This window comes from Komagataeibacter intermedius TF2, assembly GCF_000964425.1.
Classification (GTDB): Bacteria; Pseudomonadota; Alphaproteobacteria; order Acetobacterales; family Acetobacteraceae; genus Komagataeibacter; species Komagataeibacter intermedius.
In genome coordinates this window covers 1-21,806 of sequence record NZ_BANF01000024.1, presented here as the reverse complement: position 1 = coordinate 21,806, position 21,806 = coordinate 1, and the positions used below count along the sequence as shown (strand labels likewise).

16 protein-coding genes are annotated in these 21,806 nt (G+C 63.2%); 9 read left to right on the top strand and 7 right to left on the bottom strand.

Annotated elements, in window-relative coordinates; translation table 11 throughout:
• The first annotated feature begins 122 nt into the window (after nt 1-122).
• Complete coding sequence (locus tag B7449_RS04010; RefSeq protein ID WP_039734428.1) at nt 123-734, top strand: PadR family transcriptional regulator; 612 nt, start codon at nt 123-125, stop codon at nt 732-734.
• A gap of 80 nt (nt 735-814) precedes the next feature.
• Nucleotides 815-2,698 (top strand): ABC transporter ATP-binding protein, encoded by a 1,884-nt coding sequence (locus B7449_RS04005; protein WP_039734427.1) that lies wholly within the window; start codon nt 815-817, stop codon nt 2,696-2,698.
• Nucleotides 2,699-2,886: 188 nt separating this feature from the next.
• Here the strand turns inward: B7449_RS04005 and B7449_RS04000 are convergent, their stop codons facing one another.
• Nucleotides 2,887-3,660, bottom strand: a complete 774-nt coding sequence (locus B7449_RS04000) for an SDR family oxidoreductase (RefSeq protein ID WP_039734426.1) — start codon at nt 3,658-3,660, stop codon at nt 2,887-2,889.
• Nucleotides 3,661-3,803: 143 nt separating this feature from the next.
• Here B7449_RS04000 and B7449_RS03995 point away from each other — a divergent pair, with 143 nt between their 5' ends.
• A complete protein-coding gene (locus B7449_RS03995) occupies nt 3,804-4,703 on the top strand; it encodes a LysR family transcriptional regulator (protein ID WP_039734425.1) in 900 nt (299 codons plus the stop codon).
• A gap of 7 nt (nt 4,704-4,710) precedes the next feature.
• Here the strand turns inward: B7449_RS03995 and B7449_RS03990 are convergent, their stop codons facing one another.
• Nucleotides 4,711-6,300, bottom strand: a complete 1,590-nt coding sequence (locus tag B7449_RS03990; RefSeq protein ID WP_039734424.1) for a cation:proton antiporter — start codon at nt 6,298-6,300, stop codon at nt 4,711-4,713.
• Between the two features lie 751 nt (nt 6,301-7,051).
• Here B7449_RS03990 and B7449_RS03985 point away from each other — a divergent pair.
• The 6 genes from B7449_RS03985 (at nt 7,052) to B7449_RS03960 (ending at nt 18,610) form a co-directional block, all read left to right on the top strand.
• The gene (locus B7449_RS03985) at nt 7,052-15,640 is read left to right on the top strand and encodes a GH36-type glycosyl hydrolase domain-containing protein (RefSeq protein ID WP_048883265.1); all 8,589 of its coding nucleotides are present in this window, start codon (nt 7,052-7,054) and stop codon (nt 15,638-15,640) included.
• Nucleotides 15,641-15,818: 178 nt separating this feature from the next.
• Complete coding sequence (locus B7449_RS03980) at nt 15,819-16,088, top strand: hypothetical protein (RefSeq protein ID WP_039734422.1); 270 nt, start codon at nt 15,819-15,821, stop codon at nt 16,086-16,088.
• A 238-nt stretch (nt 16,089-16,326) separates the two neighbouring features.
• Nucleotides 16,327-16,683, top strand: a complete 357-nt coding sequence (locus B7449_RS03975) for a hypothetical protein (protein ID WP_048883275.1) — start codon at nt 16,327-16,329, stop codon at nt 16,681-16,683.
• An 85-nt stretch (nt 16,684-16,768) separates the two neighbouring features.
• Entirely contained in the window at nt 16,769-17,110 is a 342-nt protein-coding gene (locus tag B7449_RS03970; RefSeq protein ID WP_141654730.1) for a hypothetical protein, read from the top strand.
• A 264-nt stretch (nt 17,111-17,374) separates the two neighbouring features.
• Nucleotides 17,375-18,055 (top strand): type 1 glutamine amidotransferase domain-containing protein, encoded by a 681-nt coding sequence (locus B7449_RS03965; RefSeq protein WP_082084747.1) that lies wholly within the window; start codon nt 17,375-17,377, stop codon nt 18,053-18,055.
• A 15-nt stretch (nt 18,056-18,070) separates the two neighbouring features.
• Nucleotides 18,071-18,610: a hypothetical protein gene (locus B7449_RS03960; RefSeq protein WP_048883273.1), complete on the top strand. Its 540-nt coding sequence runs from the start codon at nt 18,071-18,073 to the stop codon at nt 18,608-18,610.
• Nucleotides 18,611-18,948: 338 nt separating this feature from the next.
• Here the strand turns inward: B7449_RS03960 and B7449_RS03955 are convergent, their stop codons facing one another.
• The 5 genes from B7449_RS03955 to B7449_RS03940 all read right to left on the bottom strand — a co-directional run bounded on the left by B7449_RS03955 (nt 18,949) and on the right by B7449_RS03940 (nt 21,666).
• The gene (locus B7449_RS03955; protein WP_048883263.1) at nt 18,949-19,572 is read right to left on the bottom strand and encodes a hypothetical protein; all 624 of its coding nucleotides are present in this window, start codon (nt 19,570-19,572) and stop codon (nt 18,949-18,951) included.
• Complete coding sequence (locus tag B7449_RS03950; RefSeq protein ID WP_048883262.1) at nt 19,569-20,372, bottom strand: hypothetical protein; 804 nt, start codon at nt 20,370-20,372, stop codon at nt 19,569-19,571. The genes B7449_RS03955 and B7449_RS03950 overlap by 4 nt, the downstream gene beginning before the upstream one ends.
• A 121-nt stretch (nt 20,373-20,493) precedes the next feature.
• On the bottom strand, nt 20,494-20,658 hold the full coding sequence (locus tag B7449_RS21225; protein ID WP_167335736.1) for a hypothetical protein: 165 nt from the start codon (nt 20,656-20,658) through the stop codon (nt 20,494-20,496).
• A complete protein-coding gene (locus B7449_RS03945) occupies nt 20,655-20,987 on the bottom strand; it encodes a hypothetical protein (RefSeq protein WP_244465736.1) in 333 nt (110 codons plus the stop codon). The genes B7449_RS21225 and B7449_RS03945 overlap by 4 nt, the downstream gene beginning before the upstream one ends.
• Before the next feature lie 100 nt (nt 20,988-21,087).
• On the bottom strand, nt 21,088-21,666 hold the full coding sequence (locus B7449_RS03940; protein WP_048883261.1) for a hypothetical protein: 579 nt from the start codon (nt 21,664-21,666) through the stop codon (nt 21,088-21,090).
• Nucleotides 21,667-21,806: the final 140 nt, after the last annotated feature.

Sequence of the window (21,806 nt, the reverse complement as noted above, 5' to 3'; positions counted from 1 at the left end):
TCTTTCCCCCGGCGGGGGGATCTGGGGGCAGTCCCCCGGTTATGGATCAGGCATGTTCATGGGTCGTTTCCATTGAATATATCGTAAGATAGTATATATCTTACGATATGACTGACGATCATATGTCTGACCGTCCGACCCATTCCGGCCCCGATTCCCGCAGGCATGGCGGGCGAGGGCATGGTTCCGGTCGGCGGTCGCGTGGCGGGTTCGAACGTGGTCTGGGTCGGGGCGACTTCCCGACAGGGCGCAAGCTTGGTTCGGAAGATCTGCAACTTGTGCTGCTGGCCCTGCTGGCGGAACAGCCGGCGCATGGCTATGACCTGATCCGGCAGCTGAAAGACCGCTCGGGCGGGTTTTACGCGCCCAGCCCCGGCATGATCTATCCGGCCCTGACATATCTGGATGAAACCGGCCATGCCGCCGCCAGCCGTGATGGCAACCGCAAGTGCTATACCCTGACGGAAACAGGTCGTATCCATCTGGCGGCCCGGCGTGAACAGGCAGACGGTATACTGCATGCACTGGCGCGTATCGGTGGCCGCATGGCGGACGTGCGCGATGCGTTCGCCGGAGTTGATGACGCCACTGGCCCCGAAGCCGGTGAACTGCATGAAGCACGCCATGCGATCCGTCATGCCCTGCGCCGCAAGCGTGGATGCACGGCGGAGGAATCCCGTCGCATCGCCGCCATCCTCAACCGCGCCACGGCAGAAATACTGGACCAGTCGTGATGAAGGGCGGGCCGTCCGTCGCCGCCCTGTTTCTGTCGCCTGCCCCGACCTTCCGCCCTTCCCTGCCGGAGACTTCCTGATTGAACGCAGCCCCTGAAACATCGGACCGTGATCCATCCCCCCCATCATGGCGGACGCGCCTGGGCGCCCGTTTCGGGGTGTACGGGCATGTGCCCCGCATGTTCCGCCAGATATGGAACTGCAGCCCCGCCCTGACATTGGCCAGCATCGCACTGCGGCTGTTGCAGGCCATCCAGCCGCCACTGGCGCTGTATGTCGGCAAGCTGATTGTCGATGAAGTCATTCGCACCAGCGCCCACGCTCCGGCGTCGGGGTCCATGCTGGACTGGGTACTGCATGGTCCGGCCACCCGGCTGGAGGAATGGATCGGGCTGGAATTCGCCCTCATCATCCTGTCGGACCTGACATCACGCGCGATCGTGCTGGTCGATGGACTGCTGAATGAACGCTACATCAACTCCGTCAGCCTTGCGCTAATGGCCCATTCGGCCACGCTGGACCTGCAGCAGTTTGAATCCAGCACGTTGCAGGACCTGCTGGAACGCGCGCGGCGTCAGGCATCGGGACGCAACAACCTGCTGGTGCAACTGTTCAACATTGCCCAGACCGCCGTGACCGCGCTGACGCTTGCGATTGGCGTCGTGGCGTTTGCGCCGTGGATGGTGGTGGTTCTGGCTGTCGCCCTCCTGCCCTCGGCGGCAGGGGAAGCGCGGTTCAATGCCGAAGGCTACCGGCTGATCCGCGCCAAGACGGCCGAACGCCGTGAAATGGAATACCTGCGCTATGTCGGCGCCAGCGCCGAACATGCCAAGGAACTCAAGCTGTTCGGGCTGGGGGATTTTCTGGTGGGGCGCTTCCGGGCGGCAGCCAGCACCGTGCTGGAACAGAACCGCAGGCTGGCCCTGCGCCGCTTTGTCTGGAGCGGCGCCTTCGCCACCATCGGGTCGGTTGCCTATTACGGGGTCTATCTGGTCATTGTGTGGGATACGGTTCGTGGCCGGTTTTCGGTGGGAGACCTGACATTCCTGTCGGGGTCGTTCCTGCGGCTGCATTCGGTCCTGTCCAGCCTGCTGCTGGGCATTACCCAGACCGCCAGCCAGGCGCAGTACCTCAATGATTTCTTTGCCTTCCTTGACCTGCGCCCGGCCATCGTCTCATCGCCACGCGCCCTGCCCTTTCCGTCCCCCATCCGGCAGGGCATCCGGTTTGAAAATGTCGGTTTCCGCTATCCCGGCACGGACCGCTGGGCCATCCGGCACCTGGACCTGACCATTGGCGCGGGGGAAACGGTAGCACTGGTGGGGGAAAACGGGGCGGGCAAGACCACCATCGTCAAACTGCTGACCCGGCTGTATGACCCCGATGAAGGGCAGATCACGGTGGATGGCGTGCCCCTGGGCGATATGGACCTGACGGACCTGCGCGCGCATATCGGCGTCATATTCCAGGATTTTGTCCGCTACAGCCTGACCGCGTCGGAAAACATCGCCGTGGGCCGGATCGATGCCCTGTCGGACACGCAGCGCATTGAAGCGGCGGCACATGAAGGACTGGCAGATGATGTCGTGGGCAAACTGCCCATGGGATATGACCAGCCATTGGGCAAACGCGTGGCGAAAGGACGTGAGCTGTCCGGGGGCGAATGGCAGAAAATTGCCATTTCGCGTGCCTATATGCGCGATGCGGACCTGCTGATCCTTGATGAGCCGACCGCGGCACTCGACGCGCGGGCGGAATCAGACGTGTTCGAACGCCTGCGCGCATTGCGGCGCGGCAAGGCGGCGCTGGTAATTTCGCACCGCTTTTCCACCGTGCGCACGGCGGACCGGATTGTCGTGCTGGAACATGGAAAGATCCTGCAGGCCGGCACGCATGAAGACCTTCTGGCACAGGGCGGGCGGTACGCGGAACTGTTTGAACTGCAGGCAGCGGGCTACCAATAAAAAACAGCAGTTTCCGGCTCGCCGCCTTTATGCAGAAAAGCTTTCTGTTACGGTGCGCCCTTCAAATACGCCCGCAACCCACGCGCATTTACCCGTCCCCTGCCCATGGCCATGCAGGGCAGCAGGGTCAGGACCGGACAGATACGCGTGGGATCACGGCGGGGGGGCACCTGTGGAAACGGCTGTCTTTACTTCGTGGTGTAACCGCCATTGACCAGAATGGTCTGGCCGGTCATCCACCATCCTTCGGACACGATAAAGCGGACATGGGGGGCGATGTCCTCGATTTCGGTCAGGCCGGTCGGGCTGAACGGCGACAGGGCGGCCGCCGATTTGTGATAGGCTACGGCTTCAGGCGCTTCCTGCCCGTAGAAGAAAGGCGTGTCCATCGGTCCCGGTCCGATGGCGTTGACCGATATGCCACGCGCGCCATATTCCTTGGACGCGGCACGGGTGAAGTGTTCCACCGCCGCCTTGGACCCGGCATAGGTGGAATAGAACGGCGTATAGGCCCCAAGCAGCGATGTGACGATCGTCAGCAGCTTGCCATGGTCATTAAGGTGGATGCCCGCTTCCTTGATGAAGAAATACGCAACCCGCGTATTGATCGCGAACATGGAATCGAATTCGGCTTCGCTGGTATCGGCAATCGGCTTTTTCAGTACCTTGCCCACCGTGTTGATCGCGATATCGGGACGGCCGATGGCCCTGACCGTGTCGGCAAACAGCCTGGCTACCGCGCCATCGCGCGTCAGGTCGGCCTGGAACGCAACGGCGTTCACGCCTGCGGCCTTCAGGTCGGCAAGGGTCTTTTCCGCCTCGGGCCGTGTCGCCTCGCTGTTGTAATGGATGGCAATGGCCTTCGCGCCATGTGCCGCAAGGTCACGGGCGATCAGACCGCCGAGGTTCTTTGCCCCGCCCGCGATCAGGACGGTTTTACCCTTGATGCTATGATCAGCCATATCCAGCCTCCATTCATGGTGCGCGGAGGGATGCCGCGCTGTTCATGGTTACAGGTTATCAGTTAGGATTGGGGCATAAAGTTCCATTTTCTGACAACACATGTCAGAAAAGTCGAACAAACAGCAACCTGACGGTGACAATCGTGGACCGTATCGACCTTTTCCGCATTTTTGCCCGCGTAGTGGAAACCGGCAGCTTCACCCGGGCGGCGGCGACGCTCAACATGCCACGCTCCACGGTGTCCACCGCCATACAGGAACTTGAATCCCGGCTGGGAACGCGGCTTCTGGCGCGGACCACACGCTCCGTCGCGCCCATGCCCGATGGCGTGGCGTTTTATGAACACTGCGTGCGCCTGGTGGCGGATGTGGCGGAAGCCGAGACCCTGTTCCGTCATGATCGCAGCAATCCGCGCGGCCTGCTGCGTGTGGACATGCCGGGGCGGATCGGGCGGCTGCTGGTTGCCCCGGCACTGCCCGCATTTCTGGATCGCTACCCCGAAATCCGGATCGAACTGGGCGTGACCGACCGCGCCGTCAACCTGATCGAGGACGGGATCGACTGCGTGCTGCGTGTCGGTCCCCTGACCGATTCCGGCCTGATCGCACGCCGGATGGGGGAACTGGCCATCATCAACGTGGCCAGTCCCGCCTACCTTGCCCGCCACGGCACGCCCCACGGCCCTGCGGACCTGCAGGCGCACGAGGCAGTGCATTATGCCTCCCCCTCCACCGGACGGGTGGAGGAATGGGAATGGATGGAAGGCGAGCGCACGCGAAGCATGGACCTGCCTGGCCGGGTCAGCGTCAACAGTGCCGAAGCCCTGGTGGCCTGCTGCCTTTCGGGCCTTGGGCTGATACAGGTCCCGGCTTATGACGTGCGCCACCATATAGCAGCCGGTGAACTGGTGGAGGTCATGCCGCAGTACCGCCCGGACCCCATGCCCATGACGCTGCTCTATCCCCACCGCAAGCACCTGTCGCGTCGCCTGCAGGTCTTTGCCGACTGGCTGGAAGGCGTGATGACACAGGCCATCGGGTAGGACAGGGTCAGATCAGGCCGCCTTCCGCCGTCATCTGCTGCAGGTCCAGTTCATGTTCCAGCTGGTGCAGGACGGCGTCATGGATTTCCCCGCTGCGGTGCAGGCGCAGCAGTTCCGCGCGACCGGCGTCTATGGTCGCCAGAAGCGCCTTGTAATGGGCATCCTTGCGTCCCTGCAGCGCCTGCTGCTCGTGACTGAAACGTTCCGCCAGTTCCGCGCGATAGGCGTACTGTTCCAGCAGGCGGGAATGGACGATCTGCCCATCCGGGGCATAGGCCAGCTGCCGCATGGCGTGTTCCTGCGACCGGGCGATCAGCGCACGCGCCTGCGATACGGACAGGTGATGGCGCTGACCGCGTGGATGCGCGGGTTCGCCCCCCGTCATGCGGATGACCCAGCCAATGGTCGTGCCCTGCACCAGAACGGTAACCAGAATGACCACGAAGGTCGCGATCTGCATGATGTCACGGTTGGGCATTTCCGGTGGCAGGGCCAGCACGATCGCCAGACTGACCACGCCGCGCATGCCGCACCATCCCATAATGGCGACAAAGCTGGAAAACCCCCGCCAGCCCGGCCGTCTGCCACGTGGCAGGAATGCGACACGCCCCCCTTCGGTCAGCAGCATCCAGACAAAACGCGATACCAGCACCACCGTCACGATGCCTGCCACCGGCAGGACCACGTCCTGCGCCACCCATGCCGTGCCCATATGCCGCAGCACGATGGCATGCAGCGAAATGCCGATCAGCACGAACACAAGGGATTCCAGCACGAACACCAGCACTTCCCACACCGCCGCCCAGCGCAGGCGTTCGTCGGCGCTGAAAACGTCATGCTGCCGCCAGCCCAGCACCAGCCCCGCCACAACGGTGGTAATGACCCCTGAAACGCCAACCTGTTCCCCCCCGATATAGGCCACCCAGGGCAGCAGCAACGTCATGGTGATGCTAAGGATCCGGTCACGCACGCGCGTCAGCAGCCGGATCCACACCCATGCCAGCACGCCCCCCAGCACCAGACCGCCCAACGCCAGGAAAAAAAACGTGACCATGGCATGGACGGGCCTGAAACTGCCGGTCAGCACCGCAAGGGTGGCAAAACGGTAGATGACAAGGCTGGCGGCGTCATCCAGCAGGCTTTCCCCTTCCAGCAGGGTCGTCATCCGTTCCGGCAGGGGCACATGCTTGAGCACCGCCTTCGCCGCCACGGCATCGGGCGGGGCCACGATCGCCCCCAGCGCCGCGCAGGCTGCCCACGGCATGGACGGGATCAGCCACCGCGTCGCGGCCGCCACCGCCAGCGTGGTGAACGCGACCCCGCCCACCGCCAGCTGCAATATCCCCAGCAGGTGCTTCCGGAATGCATGCCAGACGGAAAAATAGGCCCCGGCCAGCAGAAGCGGCGGCAGGAACACGATCAGCACCAGATCGGGATCAATCCCGATCACCGGCACGCCGGGCATCAGCGCGATGGCGATGCCCCCCAGCACCAGCGCCGCCGCCGGCGGCAGGCGCAGCTTGCGCGCCACCAGTTCCAATCCCACGATCAGGACAATCAGCAGCAGGATGAATTCAAACCGCCCTACGTTGGACATGCGCGCCCTACCTGTCAGATTGCCGGGCCTGTCCATCATGGCCCCAGGCAATAACGCGCCACGGCGGGGACAGTGCCACGCGCGGACAGGCTGACGGGACGTATTCACATAATAAAATATGGCCCGGACAGGTTTCGCGCCGTGCGACGGACGGCCATGCGCGTGCGCTACAGCCCCGTATGATATGCGCCCGCCCCATGCGCCACAACAGAAATGGCGGGTTTCATGTATTGATATCCAGTATTGCCTGAAACAGTTCCCCCGACGTTCCTGTTCAGGAAAACCGTTTTTATGGTTTTTTGTATCATAAATCCAGACGGGTATTTTTCAGTCCAAATAAAACGCCAGTAAAATATATGCAACGCAGGCCCGATGGGCACGTTCTGGCCAAGCCTGCGGCAATCCGGTCACACACACTGACCGCCATGTCCCGCAGGCCTGATCCACCACCACCCCTTTATCCCCGGACAGAGGAGAACAGAGGATGGGTGCATCCCACAAACCCGCGCCGCCGGGACAGACCATACCGTCCGACAGGACACAACCGACAGCCATGCCCGCAACACCGGAGCGTGCCCTGAAAACAGGCGGGGACACCGTCCCCCACCCACCTGACGGAACGCCACCGACGATACTGCGCGGGTCCATGCCCCCCACCCCGCAGCCAAGGAAAAGCCTTTTCCGGAAATGAACGCCCGCACGGGCAGCAGCCTGTCCACAGGCCGGCACGTGCCTGCAACTGGAGCAGAAAATGGACGGGATCACCACCACCCTCCCACAGCCCGAGCCTGCAGTCCGGTCAACACGACACCCATGGCTTGCACGCCTGTTCGGTCGCGTGCCGCCGCCCTTGTGGGAAAATGACTTCGCCCCGCTGAAAAGCGAGATTTTCGGCATGGAACGGCTGGAAGCCCACGCGCGCAGCCTTGCCGCGGCCCAGACCGTCGTACCCGACGGGCATGCCCGCACGCACGGTCAGCCCCTGTCGCGGCGGCTGGCGGAAAACGGGGCGTTCCTGCGCGCAGCCGACGTGCGGATCGCGCAGGATATCCAGAACGGGAAACAGCTTACGCCTGCGGCCCAGTGGCTGGCGGACAATTACGCGCTGGTGGACATGCAGATACGTGAAACGGATCTGGACCTGCCCGCCAGTTATTATGCGTGCCTGCCCAAACTGGCCAATGGCCCGTTTGCCGGGCTGCCGCGGGTGTTTGGCGTGACATGGGCCCTTGTCGCCCATACCGACAGCAACCTGCAGCCTGAAATCCTGTACAATTATCTGCAGGCTTACCAGAGTGTCACGCCGCTTACGATCGGGGAACTGTGGGCAGTCCCGATCACGTTGCGGATCGTGCTGATTGAAAACCTGCGCCGTGTCGTCAGCGCGATCATGGACAATAACGCCAGCAGGCGCGCCGCTGACCAGCTGGCCGACCAGCTGGCCGCCTACCGCAAGGGCACGCAGGCGGCCATGGCGGGTTTCCTGGCGGCGGTTGACCTCCGTATCCTCAATAATGCGTTCACCGCGCAACTTGTCCACCGTTCGCGTGGGCTGGATCCGGAAAAGGACCCGGCCCTTGTCTGGCTGGAACAGCGTCTGGCGGACCGGCACACCACCATTGACGACGCGGTGCGCGACGACCTGCATGAACAGGGGGCGTTCAACGCCACCATACGCAACATCATCACCAGCCTGCGGCTGATCGCCGGTTTCGACTGGACCGAAGCCTTTGAACGGGTCAGCCTGATCGACCGGCTTTTTGCCGAATATGACAGTTTTACACAGGCTGATTTTGCCAGCCGCGACCTGTACCGCAAGGCCATAGAAAATCTGGCCCGCGGCTGCCGCCACAGCGAAATGGACATAGCCAGACAGGCCGTGGCCATGGCGCATGCGGCACGCGACAGGGGCGCGGATGACCCCCGGCGCTGCGATCCGGGCTATTACCTGCTTATGGCGGGACGACCGGCGCTGGAGGCTGCGATCGGGTTCCGGCCCACACTGTCACGCCGCCTGGTCCGGGCTTTCTGCGCCTACGGGATCACGGCCTACAGCATCGTGGTCACGCTGCTTACGCTGCTGTTCATCGCCATTCCGGTGTGGCTGGTCCATCGGGCCGGCATGGATGTCGCATGGGCCCTGCCGGTCATTGCCTTCATCCCGATTTCGGAGGCGGCAGTCGCCTGCGTCAACCGCCTGGCGCTGGAGGCGGTACATGCCACCATCCTGCCGGGACTGGAATTACTGCATGGCATTCCTGCCCATCTGCGTACCATGCTGGTCGTGCCTGCGTTGCTGACAACGGACAGAACCGTGGACGAACTGGTCGCGCGGCTGGAGGTCCATTACCTGAGCGTGCGCGACGATACGGTTCACTTCGCGCTCCTGACCGACTGGACCGACCATGACAGCGCCGATGCCCCCGATGACCAGCGCCTGCTGGCACTGGCGCGCGCAGGCATTGACAGGCTGAACCGGAAATATGGCGCGGGCGCGCAGGGCACGCGTTTTTACCTGCTGCACCGCAGGCGGGTCCGGTGCGAAAGCGAACGGGTCTGGATGGGGTGGGAACGCAAGCGCGGCAAGCTGCATGAACTCAACCGCCTGCTGCGCGGGGCGACGGACACGACCTTCCTGTCCCCCCCGCATGACCTGCCTGCAGGCATACGCTATGTCATCACCCTTGATGCCGATACGCGCCTGCCGCTGGAAACCGTGCGCCGCCTGATTGGCAAGATGGCCCATCCCCTGAACGCGCCGCGTTTCGATCCCGTATCCGGACGGGTGCATGAAGGCTACGCCATCCTGCAGCCACGGGTGACGCCATCGCTGCCCGTGGGGCACCAGAGCACGCTGTTCCAGCGCATTTTCGCCAGCGCCAGCGGCATCGACGCCTATTCCGCTGCCGTATCCGACCTGTATCAGGACATGTTTGGCGAAGGGTCCTATGCAGGCAAGGGCATATACGACGTTGACGCCTTCGAAGCCGCCCTCGCCCGGCGGGTACCTGAATCCACCATGCTCAGCCATGACCTGTTCGAAGGCATCTTCGCCCGCGCCGGACTGGTGACGGATATCGAGGTGGTCGAGGAATTTCCTACCGACTACCTTGTCGCGGCCCAGCGGCTGCACCGCTGGACACGTGGCGACTGGCAGCTGCTGCCGTGGATCGTATCCAGCCTGCCGCCGCGCAGCGTGCCGGCACGCGCAGCACGGCTGTCGGGCATCGCGCGGTGGAAAATGCTCGATAACCTGCGCCGCACGATGTGCATGCCGCTGGCGCTGGCAAGCCTTGTGGCGGGATGGTTCCTGCCGTTCCATGCCGCCCTGATCTGGACGACCTTCATGCTGGCGGCCCTGGCGCTGCCTGCGTTCCTGCCGGTACTGCCCGATATCGTGCCCCGGCGGGAATGGATTACACTGCGCAGTTACCTCAACGTCATCGGCACGCAGAGCGCCGAGGCGGCGGTCATGACTTTCCTGACCATCACCTTCCTCGCCCATCAGTCCGTACTCATGACGGATGCGATCACGCGCACGCTGGTGCGCGTGCTGATCACGCGCCGCCACCTGCTGCAATGGGTGCCCGCAGCCCAGATCGCGGGGCTCATGCGCTCGGGCCTTGCGGGATATTACGGGCGGATGTTCACGGCCCCGCTGCTGGGCTGCGGGTGTGTCACGGCCACGGCCATATGGGCGCCATGGAGCCTGTTCGCGTCCGTGCCGGTCGCCACGTTGTGGTGCCTGTCGCCCGCCGTGGCGATGTGGGCCAGCCGCACGCCGGTCATTTCCGCACGTTCGCGGCCCTCACGCACCGATACGCGCATCCTGCGCATGGTCGCGCGCCGCACGTGGCGCTTTTTCGAAACCTTTACCACGCCTGCAGACCACATGCTGCCGCCGGACAATTTCCAGGAAGATCCCGCCCCTGTCCTGGCCCGACGCACATCACCCACCAATATCGGCCTGTACCTGCTGTGCTGCGCCAGTGCGCGGGATTTCGGCTGGATCGGCCTGGCCGACACCGTGGCGCGGCTGGAGGCGACCTTCGCCACGCTGAAGATCATGCCGCGCTACCGGGGACATTTCTACAACTGGTATGCCACCGACGACCTCCGCCCGCTTGACCCGGTCTATATTTCCAGTGTCGACAGCGGGAACCTTGCCGGTCACCTCGTCACGCTATCCAGCGCGTGCCAGCGCTGGCGGGAAAACGGTCCTGAATTCGCCACCTGGCGCGAAGGGGTGACGGATGCGCTGAACATCGCGATTACCGACCTGACATTCCGTAACGGCACGCGCATCAGCCACACACCCGCGGAACGCCATCTGCTGCGCCTGCTGACGGGACTGAAGAACTCCGTCCTGTCCGCAGACGCCAACCGCTCGGCAACACAGCTGTCCGCCCTGCGTCGCCAGGCGGCAGCGGTCATGGATTATGTGGCGGGCATGACGCCCCCCCCATCGGGCCATGATGAAGACACGGTGAACGAGCGCACGTTCTGGGTATCAGCCCCCCTGCGCACGCTGGAAAGCCACCTGCGCGATCTGGATACGGACCTGTACGCCACCCTTGGCGCACGGCTGGAGGCCGTGGCGCAGACGGCCTGGCGCATGGCGCAGGACATGGATTTCGCCTTCCTGTGCAACCCGTCGCGCAAGCTGCTGTCCATCGGCTATCTGGTGGCGGAAGATACGCAGGACACCAACTGCTACGACCTGCTGGCGTCCGAAGCACGGCTGGCGGTGTTTTTCGCCATCGCCAAGGGTGACATGCCCGCCCATGACTGGTTCCGCCTTGGCCGGTCCATAACACCCGTGGGCAGCGGGGCGGCGCTGGTGTCGTGGTCGGGGTCCATGTTTGAATACCTCATGCCATCACTGGTCATGCGCGCCCCCATGGGCAGCCTGCTGGAACAGACCAACAAGCTGATCGTCCAGCGCCAGATCGCCTATGGGCAGGATCGTGACATTCCGTGGGGCATATCGGAATCCGCCTATAACGCGCGCGACCTTGACTATACCTATCAGTACTCCAATTTCGGCATTCCCGGACTGGGGCTGAAGCGCGGACTGGGAATGGACACGGTGGTCGCCCCCTACGCCACCATGCTGGCCGCCATGATCGACCCGCAGAAAGCGGTGGCCAACCTGCATACGCTGGAAAGAACCGGGGCGCTGGGCCGGTATGGCCTGTACGAAGCACTGGATTATACGCCCGACCGCGTGCCCGACAGCCACCGCGTTGCGATCATCCGCGCCTATATGGCCCATCATCAGGGCATGTCCATCCTGGCGGTGGCCGATACGATCATGAATGGCGTCATGCGCGCACGGTTTCATGATGATCCGGTCATTGCCTCGGCCGAGCTGCTGCTGCAGGAACGTGCCCCCCGCACCGGGGCCGTCGCCCGCCCCCTGCCGTCCGAAGATGATACCCATACCCCCGTCCATACCATAGCAGCACCTGCGGGGCGTTACGTGGACCGTGCCGATATGGGCGGACCGGTCACGCACCTGCTGTCCAACGGACGGTACACGGTCATGCTGACGGCGGCGGGATCTGGCTACAGCCGGTGGCAGGGACAGGCGATCACGCGCTGGCGCGAGGATGCGACACGCGATGAATACGGCCAGTATCTTTATATCCGCAACCGCAGGACAGGCCGTCTGTGGTCCGCCGGGGTGCAGCCGACCGACAGCCCGCCCGATGAATACGCCGTGGTCTTTCATGAAGACCGTGCCGAATTCGCGCGCCGCGACGGGACCGTCACCACCACGCTGGATGTTCTGGTCTCGGCGGAAGACGATGCGGAAGTACGTCAGGTCTCGGTCTTTAACGCAGGCAGCGAAACGCTGGACCTGGACATCACGTCATACGCCGAACTGGCGCTGCTGGCGCAGAACGCCGATCTGGCGCACCCGGCCTTTACGAAGCTGTTCGTACAGACAGAGCATATCCCCCAGTCACGCGCCCTGATCGCAACACGCCGCCGACGCACCGGTGACGAGCCGGAGATATGGGTGGCCCATCTGGCGCTGTGCGATGCCCCGATCGAGATTGAAACGGATCGCGCCCGCTTCATCGGTCGCAGGCACGATGCCCGACAGCCCGCCGCCATGGCCACACGCGCGCCCCTGTCGGGCACGACCGGGACTGTGCTGGATGCCGTCTTTTCCATCCGGGCGCGGGTCTCCGTCCGTCCCGGCGCGGTGGCGCGCGTCGCCTTCTGGACCATGGTTGCCCCCACCCGTGCGGCCCTGCTGGACCTGATCGACACCCATCACGACCATGCCGCGTTCGAACGCGCGCGCACGCTGGCATGGACACAGGCGCAGGTGCAGTTGCGACATCTGGACATTTCCCCATCGCAGGCGGACCTGTTCCAGCGGCTGGCGGGGCATATCGTGTTCGCCACCCGCGCCCTGCGCGCCAGCCCGGTGGACATCGCACGCGGGGCGGGTGCGCAGCCCCTGCTGTGGGAACAGGGCATTTCGGGCGACCTGCCGATTGTCGTGCTGCGCGTGCGCGAAAATTCCGGCACGGATATCGTGCGCTTCCTGCTGCTGGCGCAGGAGTATTTCCGGCTCAAGCAACTGGCGGTGGATCTTGTCATCCTGAACGAACACCCGTCGTCCTACCTGCAGGACCTGCAGGTATCGCTTGACCAGCTTGTCCGTGCGACCCCCCGCACGGCAGGAACCGCCGGGTCCGTGCGCGTGCTGCGCGCCGACCTGATTACGCCCGCCGTGCGCCACCTGATCATATCCATCGCCCGCGTGGTGCTGGATGCGGATCACACCCTGTCCGAACAGCTTGACCAGGGGGAAAGGCCGCGGGCACGGTCCTTCCCGCCCGCGCCGCGCCCCGTTCCACCGCAGCCTTCGGCATTTGCCATGCCACCGGTGCCCGCGCTGGAATTCTTCAATGGCCATGGCGGCTTTGCCGAAGACGGGCGGGAATACGTGATCGTGCTTGGCCCCGGCCAGACCACGCCCGCGCCATGGATCAACGTGATCGCCAATGACGCATTCGGCTTCCAGATCTCGGGCGAAGGCAGCGGCTATACATGGTCGGGCAACAGCCGCGAGCACCAGATCACGCCATGGTCGAACGATCCGGTCAGTGACCATGCGGGCGAAGTCTTCTATTTCCGGGACGAGGACACCGGAACCCTGTGGTGCCCCACCGCCGCCACCCGACGCGATGCCGCCGCGACCTATGTCACCCATCATGGACGCGGCTATACCCGCCTGGACCGCGTGGCGCACGGGGTGGCCAGTTCCCTGCTGCAATACGTGCCGGTATCCGACCCGGTCAAGATTACGCGCATACAGTTGCACAACCAGTCAGACCGGTCCCGCACCCTGTCCGTCACCGCGTATGTGGAATGGGTGCTGGGGCCGGCGCGCAGTACGGCGGCCCCCTTCATCATGACCGAACGCGATGGGGAAACCGGCGCGCTGTTCGCGCGCAACCGCTGGAACGCGGAATATGCGGACCGCACGGCCTTTGCCGATATTGGCGGATACATGACGGCCTGTTCGGGTGATCGTGCCGCCTTTATCGGCCCCAATGGCACGATGGCGGATCCCCTTGCCTTCGCCCATGCCAATGGCGTGCAGGGGGCGACCGGCGCCGGGCTGGACCCATGTGGCGTGGTACAGACCATGGTGACCCTGCCACCGGGGGGACGGGCGGAAATCGTGTTCCTGCTGGGTGAAGGCACGGACACCGACCATGCCCGCGCCCTGATTGGCCAGTACCGTACCACCAGTCCCGACCATGTGATGGAGGCGGTCCACCGCCACTGGGATACGGTAACCGGCGCCATACAGGTCCAGACCCCCGACCGCACAATGGATATCATGCTCAATGGCTGGCTGCTGTACCAGTCGCTGGCCAGCCGGGTTCAGGCACGGGCCGGATTTTACCAGGCCAGCGGGGCATATGGCTTCCGTGACCAGTTGCAGGATGGCATGGCGCTGGCGCTTTCATGCCCGGACCGCGTGCGCGCGCACCTGCTACGGGCCGCGTCACGGCAGTTTGCCGAAGGGGACGTGCAGCACTGGTGGCTGCCCAATACCGGGGCGGGCGTGCGGACCCATATTTCCGATGACTGCGCCTGGCTGGCCCATACCGTGGCGCATTATGTCACCACCACGGGGGATACGGGCGTGCTGGATGAGCGCATTCCCTTTCTGGAGGCGCCAGCGCTGCCCATTACCGAACATGACCGCTTCATGATCCCCGCGATTTCCGAACACAGCGGCACATTGTTCGAACACTGCGCCCGCGCACTGGACCACAGCCTTGCGACAGGCAGTCATGGCCTGCCGCTTATGGGAACGGGGGACTGGAATGACGGCATGAACCGCGTGGGGGAACAGGGACGGGGCGAAAGCGTATGGCTGGGGTGGTTCCTGCATGATGCGCTGACCACCTTCATCCCGCTGGCGCGCGCCCGCGGGGATGATGCGCGCGTGCAGGCGTGGCAGGACCATGCCACGGCCCTTGCCACGGCATTGGAAGCGACATGGGATGGCGACTGGTACCTGCGCGCCTATTTTGATGACGGCACGCCGCTTGGCTCGCACACCAGCGCGGAATGCCAGATTGACGCCATCTCACAGTCATGGGCCGTACTGTCGGGTGTGGCCGTACCCGAACGGGCGCAGCACGCCATGCGATCGGCCATGACGCGTCTTGTCCGCCCGGATGACGGGCTGGTCCTTGTCCTGACCCCGCCATTTGACGCCGTTGGCCCCGATCCGGGCTATATCCGCAGCTACCCGCCCGGCATACGCGAAAACGGCGGCCAGTACACCCATGCCGCCCTGTGGACCACCATGGCTATGGCGACGCTGGGGGATGGAAACCGCGCCCATGCCCTGTTCCATACCCTCAACCCGATCAATCACGCATCCAGCCCCGAGGACGTGGCGCGTTACAGGCTGGAACCCTACGTGGTCGCGGCCGACATCTATTCATGCCCGCCCCATGTCGGCCGGGGAGGATGGTCATGGTACACCGGGTCAGCGGGATGGATGCAGCGCGTGGGGACCGAGACGATCCTCGGCCTGCGCGTGCAGGACAGGCAATTGCTGATCACCCCCTGCATCCCGGATACATGGCCGGGATTCACGGCCACGGTGCGCTGGCGCACGGCAACCTATCACGTTGTCGTTCACAATCCTGACCATGTGTGTCACGGCATACGCCATGCAACATGCGATGGTACTCCCCTGCCGCCCACAGGCACGGTCGAGATGGTGGATGACGGGCAGGCCCATAATGTGGAGGTCACATTGGGACCGCAACCCGACCCGCCGGGCTGACAGCATGCGTATTCATGAAATATTCGCACATGAAAGGATGGGAAAAAGCCAAGAACCATTCAGCCCATGCCCCGTTAACCAGAACATGGCAGGCAACCACGTGGCCCCGCGCTGCTTCATGTGCACAGGCAGGGCCAGCAGGTGAGAACCGTCCCCATTCCCATAACGGAGGAAGACCATGCCCGACCAACCGCATGTTTCCGTACAGACCCCATATGCCCTTCACGCGCCCGAGGGCCATGCCACCCCCCCTCCGGGCGATGGTGGCAAGGCAACCGGCCAGCCCCGCGCGGGAGAGGACGAGCCGGAATCCACCCGCGACAATGATGAACGTGTCGAGGCTACAAGCCACAAGGGCAGGCACCAGAACCAGGCGGGATGCGACGAACACGCCGCCGAGAAAGATGCACCGGAAACGTCCGGACCCGATCAGTCATCAAAACAGTGACAGCGGACATGCTGCCTGACGGTGCGCGCCGACCTGCATGAACAGGTCAGGTCAACAGGAAAACCAAGAACAATCCCTGACCTGACCATGTATTCATCCATTCCGTCATGAATGATTTATTTACCCATATGGGTATGGATGCACGAACGCGCACCGTTCTGACAAACAGGATGCAACCTTTCGACCCATGAATGCTTTTGTGGTCAGTCCATTCACATGAATGAAAGAAGACGACACCATGACAAAAACAATGCATTCCGCCCTGCTGGCGGCAGTTATCGCCAGTGTGCCGGTCATGGCCGTGGCACAGACCGGTACGGAAACAGTCCCGGCGCCAACGGCGAATTCCGCGGCATCCGAAGTGGGCAGGAACCCGCCTTCCGCCACCGCGCCGAACGGGCAGCGGGTGGAACCTTCCGACAAATTGTGGAACAACCCGCGCACTGTCGATGAACAGCCCGGCACACAGCCCCCGACAACGGACAACGGCGCGTCCACCCAGTCCACACACCACAAACACATGCGCGACAGTTATGGCCGCAGCAGCCGTGGCGGGAACAAGACCCCGTCCCCCGCCGATAGTGGTGAACAGTAAACGTTACTGACATACCCGGTCCAACCGGCAGGGAAACAGGGTGCACGCCCCATGTTTCCCATATGTAAGCCAGATGGGAACAGCCATGTTTACATCTTCCATCCACACCTTGGGTCAGGCCCCACTGCCGCCGTCGGGCCCGCCCATGCCGCGCGATTATCCGCCCCCCGGCCCCTACGACCCGTTTCCGTTCGATACGCCCGATCCGCAGCCACCCCCACTTCGCAACCGGGCCCGCTACCATCAGGCTGGTGGGCATTCATACTGGACAGGATCCATGGCCATGCAGGACAGACCCGACGACAAGGACAAGCCCCAGACCCCTGAGGAAAAACAGGAAGACGAAGGGCGCGATGAAGCACTTGATGAAAGCTTTCCCGCCAGCGATCCACCCTCCCAGGGGCGTTCGACCGGACCCAACAAATAAGCATGCCGCATCATGCGGCAACTGACCCGGACAGACTGGGCGGCATGTATTCCAGACATGAATACATGCCGCCCTTGTTTTTTATTTCATGTCAACCAGACCTGTCTATTCCCCATGAATAACACGTTCCCCGTCCCGCCATCTGACACAGAATAATCGGAACATCCCCCACGGTCGGTCGTTATGACACCAGCAGATTGTGTGCGGAGGGCTGGCAGAAAATATGTCCCCGCGCCAGTCCTTTACAGCCGATGGAGAACGATCATGGCCAACCATGTGTTCAATACGGTCCAGGCCCAGGACAATATGCCACCAACGCCCGGCGCCATGCCCGCGCATGACACACGGACACCTCCCGATGCCGAAATGCACGGTGGCGTGCGTCGTGGCCCGCTAAATGGCCGGACCATTGCGATCCTTGCCACCAATGGGGTGGAGGAAGTGGAACTGACCGAACCCGTCGCCGCATTGCAGCAGGCCGGGGCACGGACGGTCCTTGTCTCCCCCACCCATGGCTACATCCAAGCCATGAAGGCGGATGTGAACCCGACCCACCGTTATCAGGTCGACATGCTGGTGGGTCAGGCCCATGCACGCAATTTTGACGGACTGCTCCTGCCCGGCGGTACGACCAGTCCCGATCACCTGCGCATGGACGAGGACGCCGTGCGCTTTGTCAGGGAATTTGTCCAGGCCGACAAACCGATCGCCGCGATCTGCCATGGGCCATGGACGCTGATCAATGCCAACGGCGTGCGCGGGCACCGGATGACATCATGGCCATCCCTGCGCGCGGACCTGACCAATGCGGGCGCGCACTGGGTGGATGAGGAAGTGGTGAGCGATGGCACACTGGTCACATCACGCAATCCGCACGACCTGAAAGCATTCTGTCCGGCCATTGTGGCGCTTTTTGCGGCAGCACCCCATCACGCCCCCCAATAGGATGGGAGACAGGACATGATGGAAAACCGCACTTTCCTTAAATGTTATGCATCCTCCATGCTATGCGCCGCAGCGGCGACGCTGGGGGCAGGGTTCATTGCATGGTGGCGTGGACGCAGGGTGGACACGACGCCCGAACCGGCTGCACGGGAACCGGCCCCGCAGGAACCCGTCGCACGGAAAACCAGACCCATTGAGGACGCACAGGCCGAAACCGACGCCACACGCCATGTCGCGCGTCGGGTCATACAGTATTTTGTCATACCCATCTGGCTGGTCTCCGGCCTGACTGACTGGTGGTGCCACCGGCGGACGGATATCGAACACACCACGGGCCTGAAGGAAAGCGGCCTGCACCTGCTCATGCTGGGGGAAGCAGCCTTTCCGGTCCTGGCCGGACTGTTCATGGAAATTGATGTTCCAGTGCTGTCGTTCATGATCGCATCATTTTTCGTGCATGAAGCAACAGCCATGTGGGATGTCAGCTACGCCGTGACACGGCGCGAGGTGCAGCCGGTGGAGCAGCATGTCCACAGCTTCCTGGAAATGGTATAATCAAGTTATATCAATGCATTGATAAAGAAAATTTCTCATTCGTCTGGGGATTTATCGCTCGTTGACGGTCAACTTCTCCTTGTACTTTCCTCCCTACAATCCTATGATGCATCCGCTGCGGCGGTGGCTATCTCCAGTGGTGGTGATCCGGGCCCTAACCCGCCGCCGCGGCACACAAGTTCCAGCCGTCAAGGAATTCTTGACAGCTGGCGGGCGCATGGCTCGATACAGGCGGCAAAGCTGTCCACGCATTGAACGGCAGGGCCTTGAGGGTTCCTGCCGTTCTTATTTCCTGCACCCTCTCCGCAAACAGAACAGACGGTGCAGCCATCGCCAGATCACCGCCTGCCCCCGGCAAACGGCATGACCGGCACGTGCCCGGCGCATTCACCCGGCGACCAGGTATCAATCATTTCCCGCACCCTGCCTCGCAGTTCCTCCCGATCAGCAATCAGCCGCGCCGCCTCGCCGTGCCGGGCATCGTCGTTCTGTGCCAGCATCTCGGCCTCGTATCCAAGCTGCCGCGACATCTCGACATCTGGTAGCGACGACAGCGGAGCGTAGGCCACCGGCAGGCTGACCGTCTGCCCGCGCGTTCGGGTGGCATCGCCCTGCACGCCGAATGTGGGTGCTGTCGTGATCGCTCCCACTGTGAATTGGCCGCCCTGCGTGAACTGCCCGGATAGCTGCAAGGTCACATCGCCTGCAATCGTGCCCACCACCGGGTCGGCTCGGTCCTGACTGCACTGCGCCGCCCGGACGGCGCGGACGAATAGCGCGTCCTGATCCGGGGTCCAATCGCCCGCATGCGATACCGACACCACCCCGGCCTGCGCCAGACTGGCCTGGATGCCCGCCATGGCCTGTGGGATGGTCGTGCTGACCTTGGCCGGATGGACTGCGCAGCCGGACAGGCCGATCATGCAGCCGAGCAGGAAGGCTATCCGGTCGCCCCGGTTCATGCCGTCCCCCGCAGATATGCCGCATTGGCCTCGACCAGCGCGGCCCAGTCGTCACCAGCCGGATACAGGCCGCCGGGTGCGTGCAACTGTCCCCAAGCCAGCCCATGCACCTCCATGATGCGGGACCGGACCCAGCGCCATGTGGCCTTTTGCTTGCTGCCCCATGTCAGGAGCGTGACCAGATCGGTGTCGGTCGTGCCCGCGTAATCCCACAGCAGCAGGCAGTGGCCACCCGCACTGCCCGGCGTCGGGTCGCCATGGTCGGCTGGACTGTCCGTGTCCCACACGGGCGGCAGGTTGCCGTCCTGATCCTCCCACATATCCGCCGTGGCAAGCTGCACGCCCAGATAGGCGGCGGACAGGCCCGCAGTGATGTTGCGGATTCCGTTCAGGTCGCCCGGATCGGCGCTGCCCCAGCACGGATACAGGGTCTGATCGGTCAGGGCGCATCCGTCGCAGGAAGCTGATGTCAGTACGTCAACCTCCACGCCGCCGTTGTCCGTGGCGGGATTTCCCGGCACGTAGCCGGTGGACTGGCTGTAGAACCGGATGGCCGCCTCTGTGGTGACGCCTACCACGTCAAAGCCGGACAGGGCCGCCGTGGCGTGAAGGTGGTTGCCGATGCCAGCCGCCGTGCAGTCCCCCAGTGCATCATTGCCCAGCATCGCCGGGCGCGGGTCTATGTGGTCGCGGATCAGGCGCGGCGGGGCCTGCCGGGCGCAGAACCCGCGCATGACGGATAGATGCGGCTGGCCGGGACGGTGTTCAGCCGGGCGGCAGCCGAGTTTACGGGCGGTCAAGGAATCACCTCAATAAATGCGCATTGTGTGCGGGGAATGTTCTCAGACCTGCAATCCCGGTAAGGGGCACAGGCAGAAAGGCTGGCAGCTACCAGTAACAGGCAGCCGAGAAAGCGTTTTGTCATTTTGCATTATCCGATGGATCAGGCGCAGGCGGCCCAAGCGTGCCGTCAATCTGCCGTTCGCGCCGAGCTTCGCGCCATGCGACGATGCCGAACGCCAGCACCTGCGAGAACGCCGCTCCGGTCAGGAACAGGCCCATACCGGCGAGCGTGTGGGTGGTCATGCGTTACCATCTTCGGTAACGGGCGCGTATGCAGCGTTGAACACGTCCGCCGGAGACCATGAGATATACCCTGTGAAGCCGGGTAGATTAGTGTGATCCTGATCAGCGTACTGGACCAGATAGCCAGCATCGTCGCCATTCTCGTCGGCTGGGAGTTCCCAGCCGCGCAGTGTGTTGTATTCTCGGCGGTTCATCGGCGTAGCGTGAATAATCTTTGTGCCAACAAAGGTGCGGCCGCCCATTTCTGCGATGCGCCCTGTAAGAGGGCGCGCGATGGAAAGCTGATTCGCGACTTTCTCGAAATAGTCGTTAGGAAGAGCATATGTCATCGTGAATTGCTCGCCAGATATGCGTAAAGGAAAAAGGCACCAGAGGCGCCGCTTACGACGCCACTGATCCAGAGAAGAACGGCAATGACCGGGTTCATGGTCATCCCTGCGAGGCCGAGAAAACGGCAATCTGCGCAATAGCCGCATCACCGTTCAGGGGAGACACACCGCGCAGGCGCGGTCCGGACATGTCCACCATGGCCTTGAGCAGGTCGATCAAGGTTTCCGCTGCCCCGGCTGCCGTCTTGGCCTCGGACACCACACTGCTGGACAGGTTTGCTGCCGTGCCGGTGATTGTGGAAATGATGAGCGTGTCCACCTTCTCCACATCGGCAAGGATGCTATCGAAAGCCGCCTTCACGCTGGCGCTGTCATAGGTGACGGACGCGCTTGACCCGGCGGCGGACTGGAACGCGGCCAGGGCGGATTTCAGCGATGTGATGACGGTGTTGGCCAACGCAAGATTTGCCGTGCCCATCGCGGACGCCACGAACGACACATTAATGGCCGTGCTGGCAAAGGACAGGATTGCGTTGCTGTAATCCACGACTTCGGCCACGTTCAGGGTGACGGTGGTGGTCGTGCCGGACTTCGTAACCGTGCAGGCTGCCAGCAGGCCAGCCGCCAGCGTTCCGGCCCCGGCGCGCAGCAGGGACCGGCGGGAAATATTCGGGTTCATGGTGTTTTCCTTGTTGATCGGTCAGGAAACAGTGGCGATGGCTGGGTTCACTTGATCATGTCGGTTCCTTATGGCCAGATCGCAGCTGGCGTATATGCGGACCACGTGTTCTCTGCCGTGCAGACGTAGATGCCGCTGGA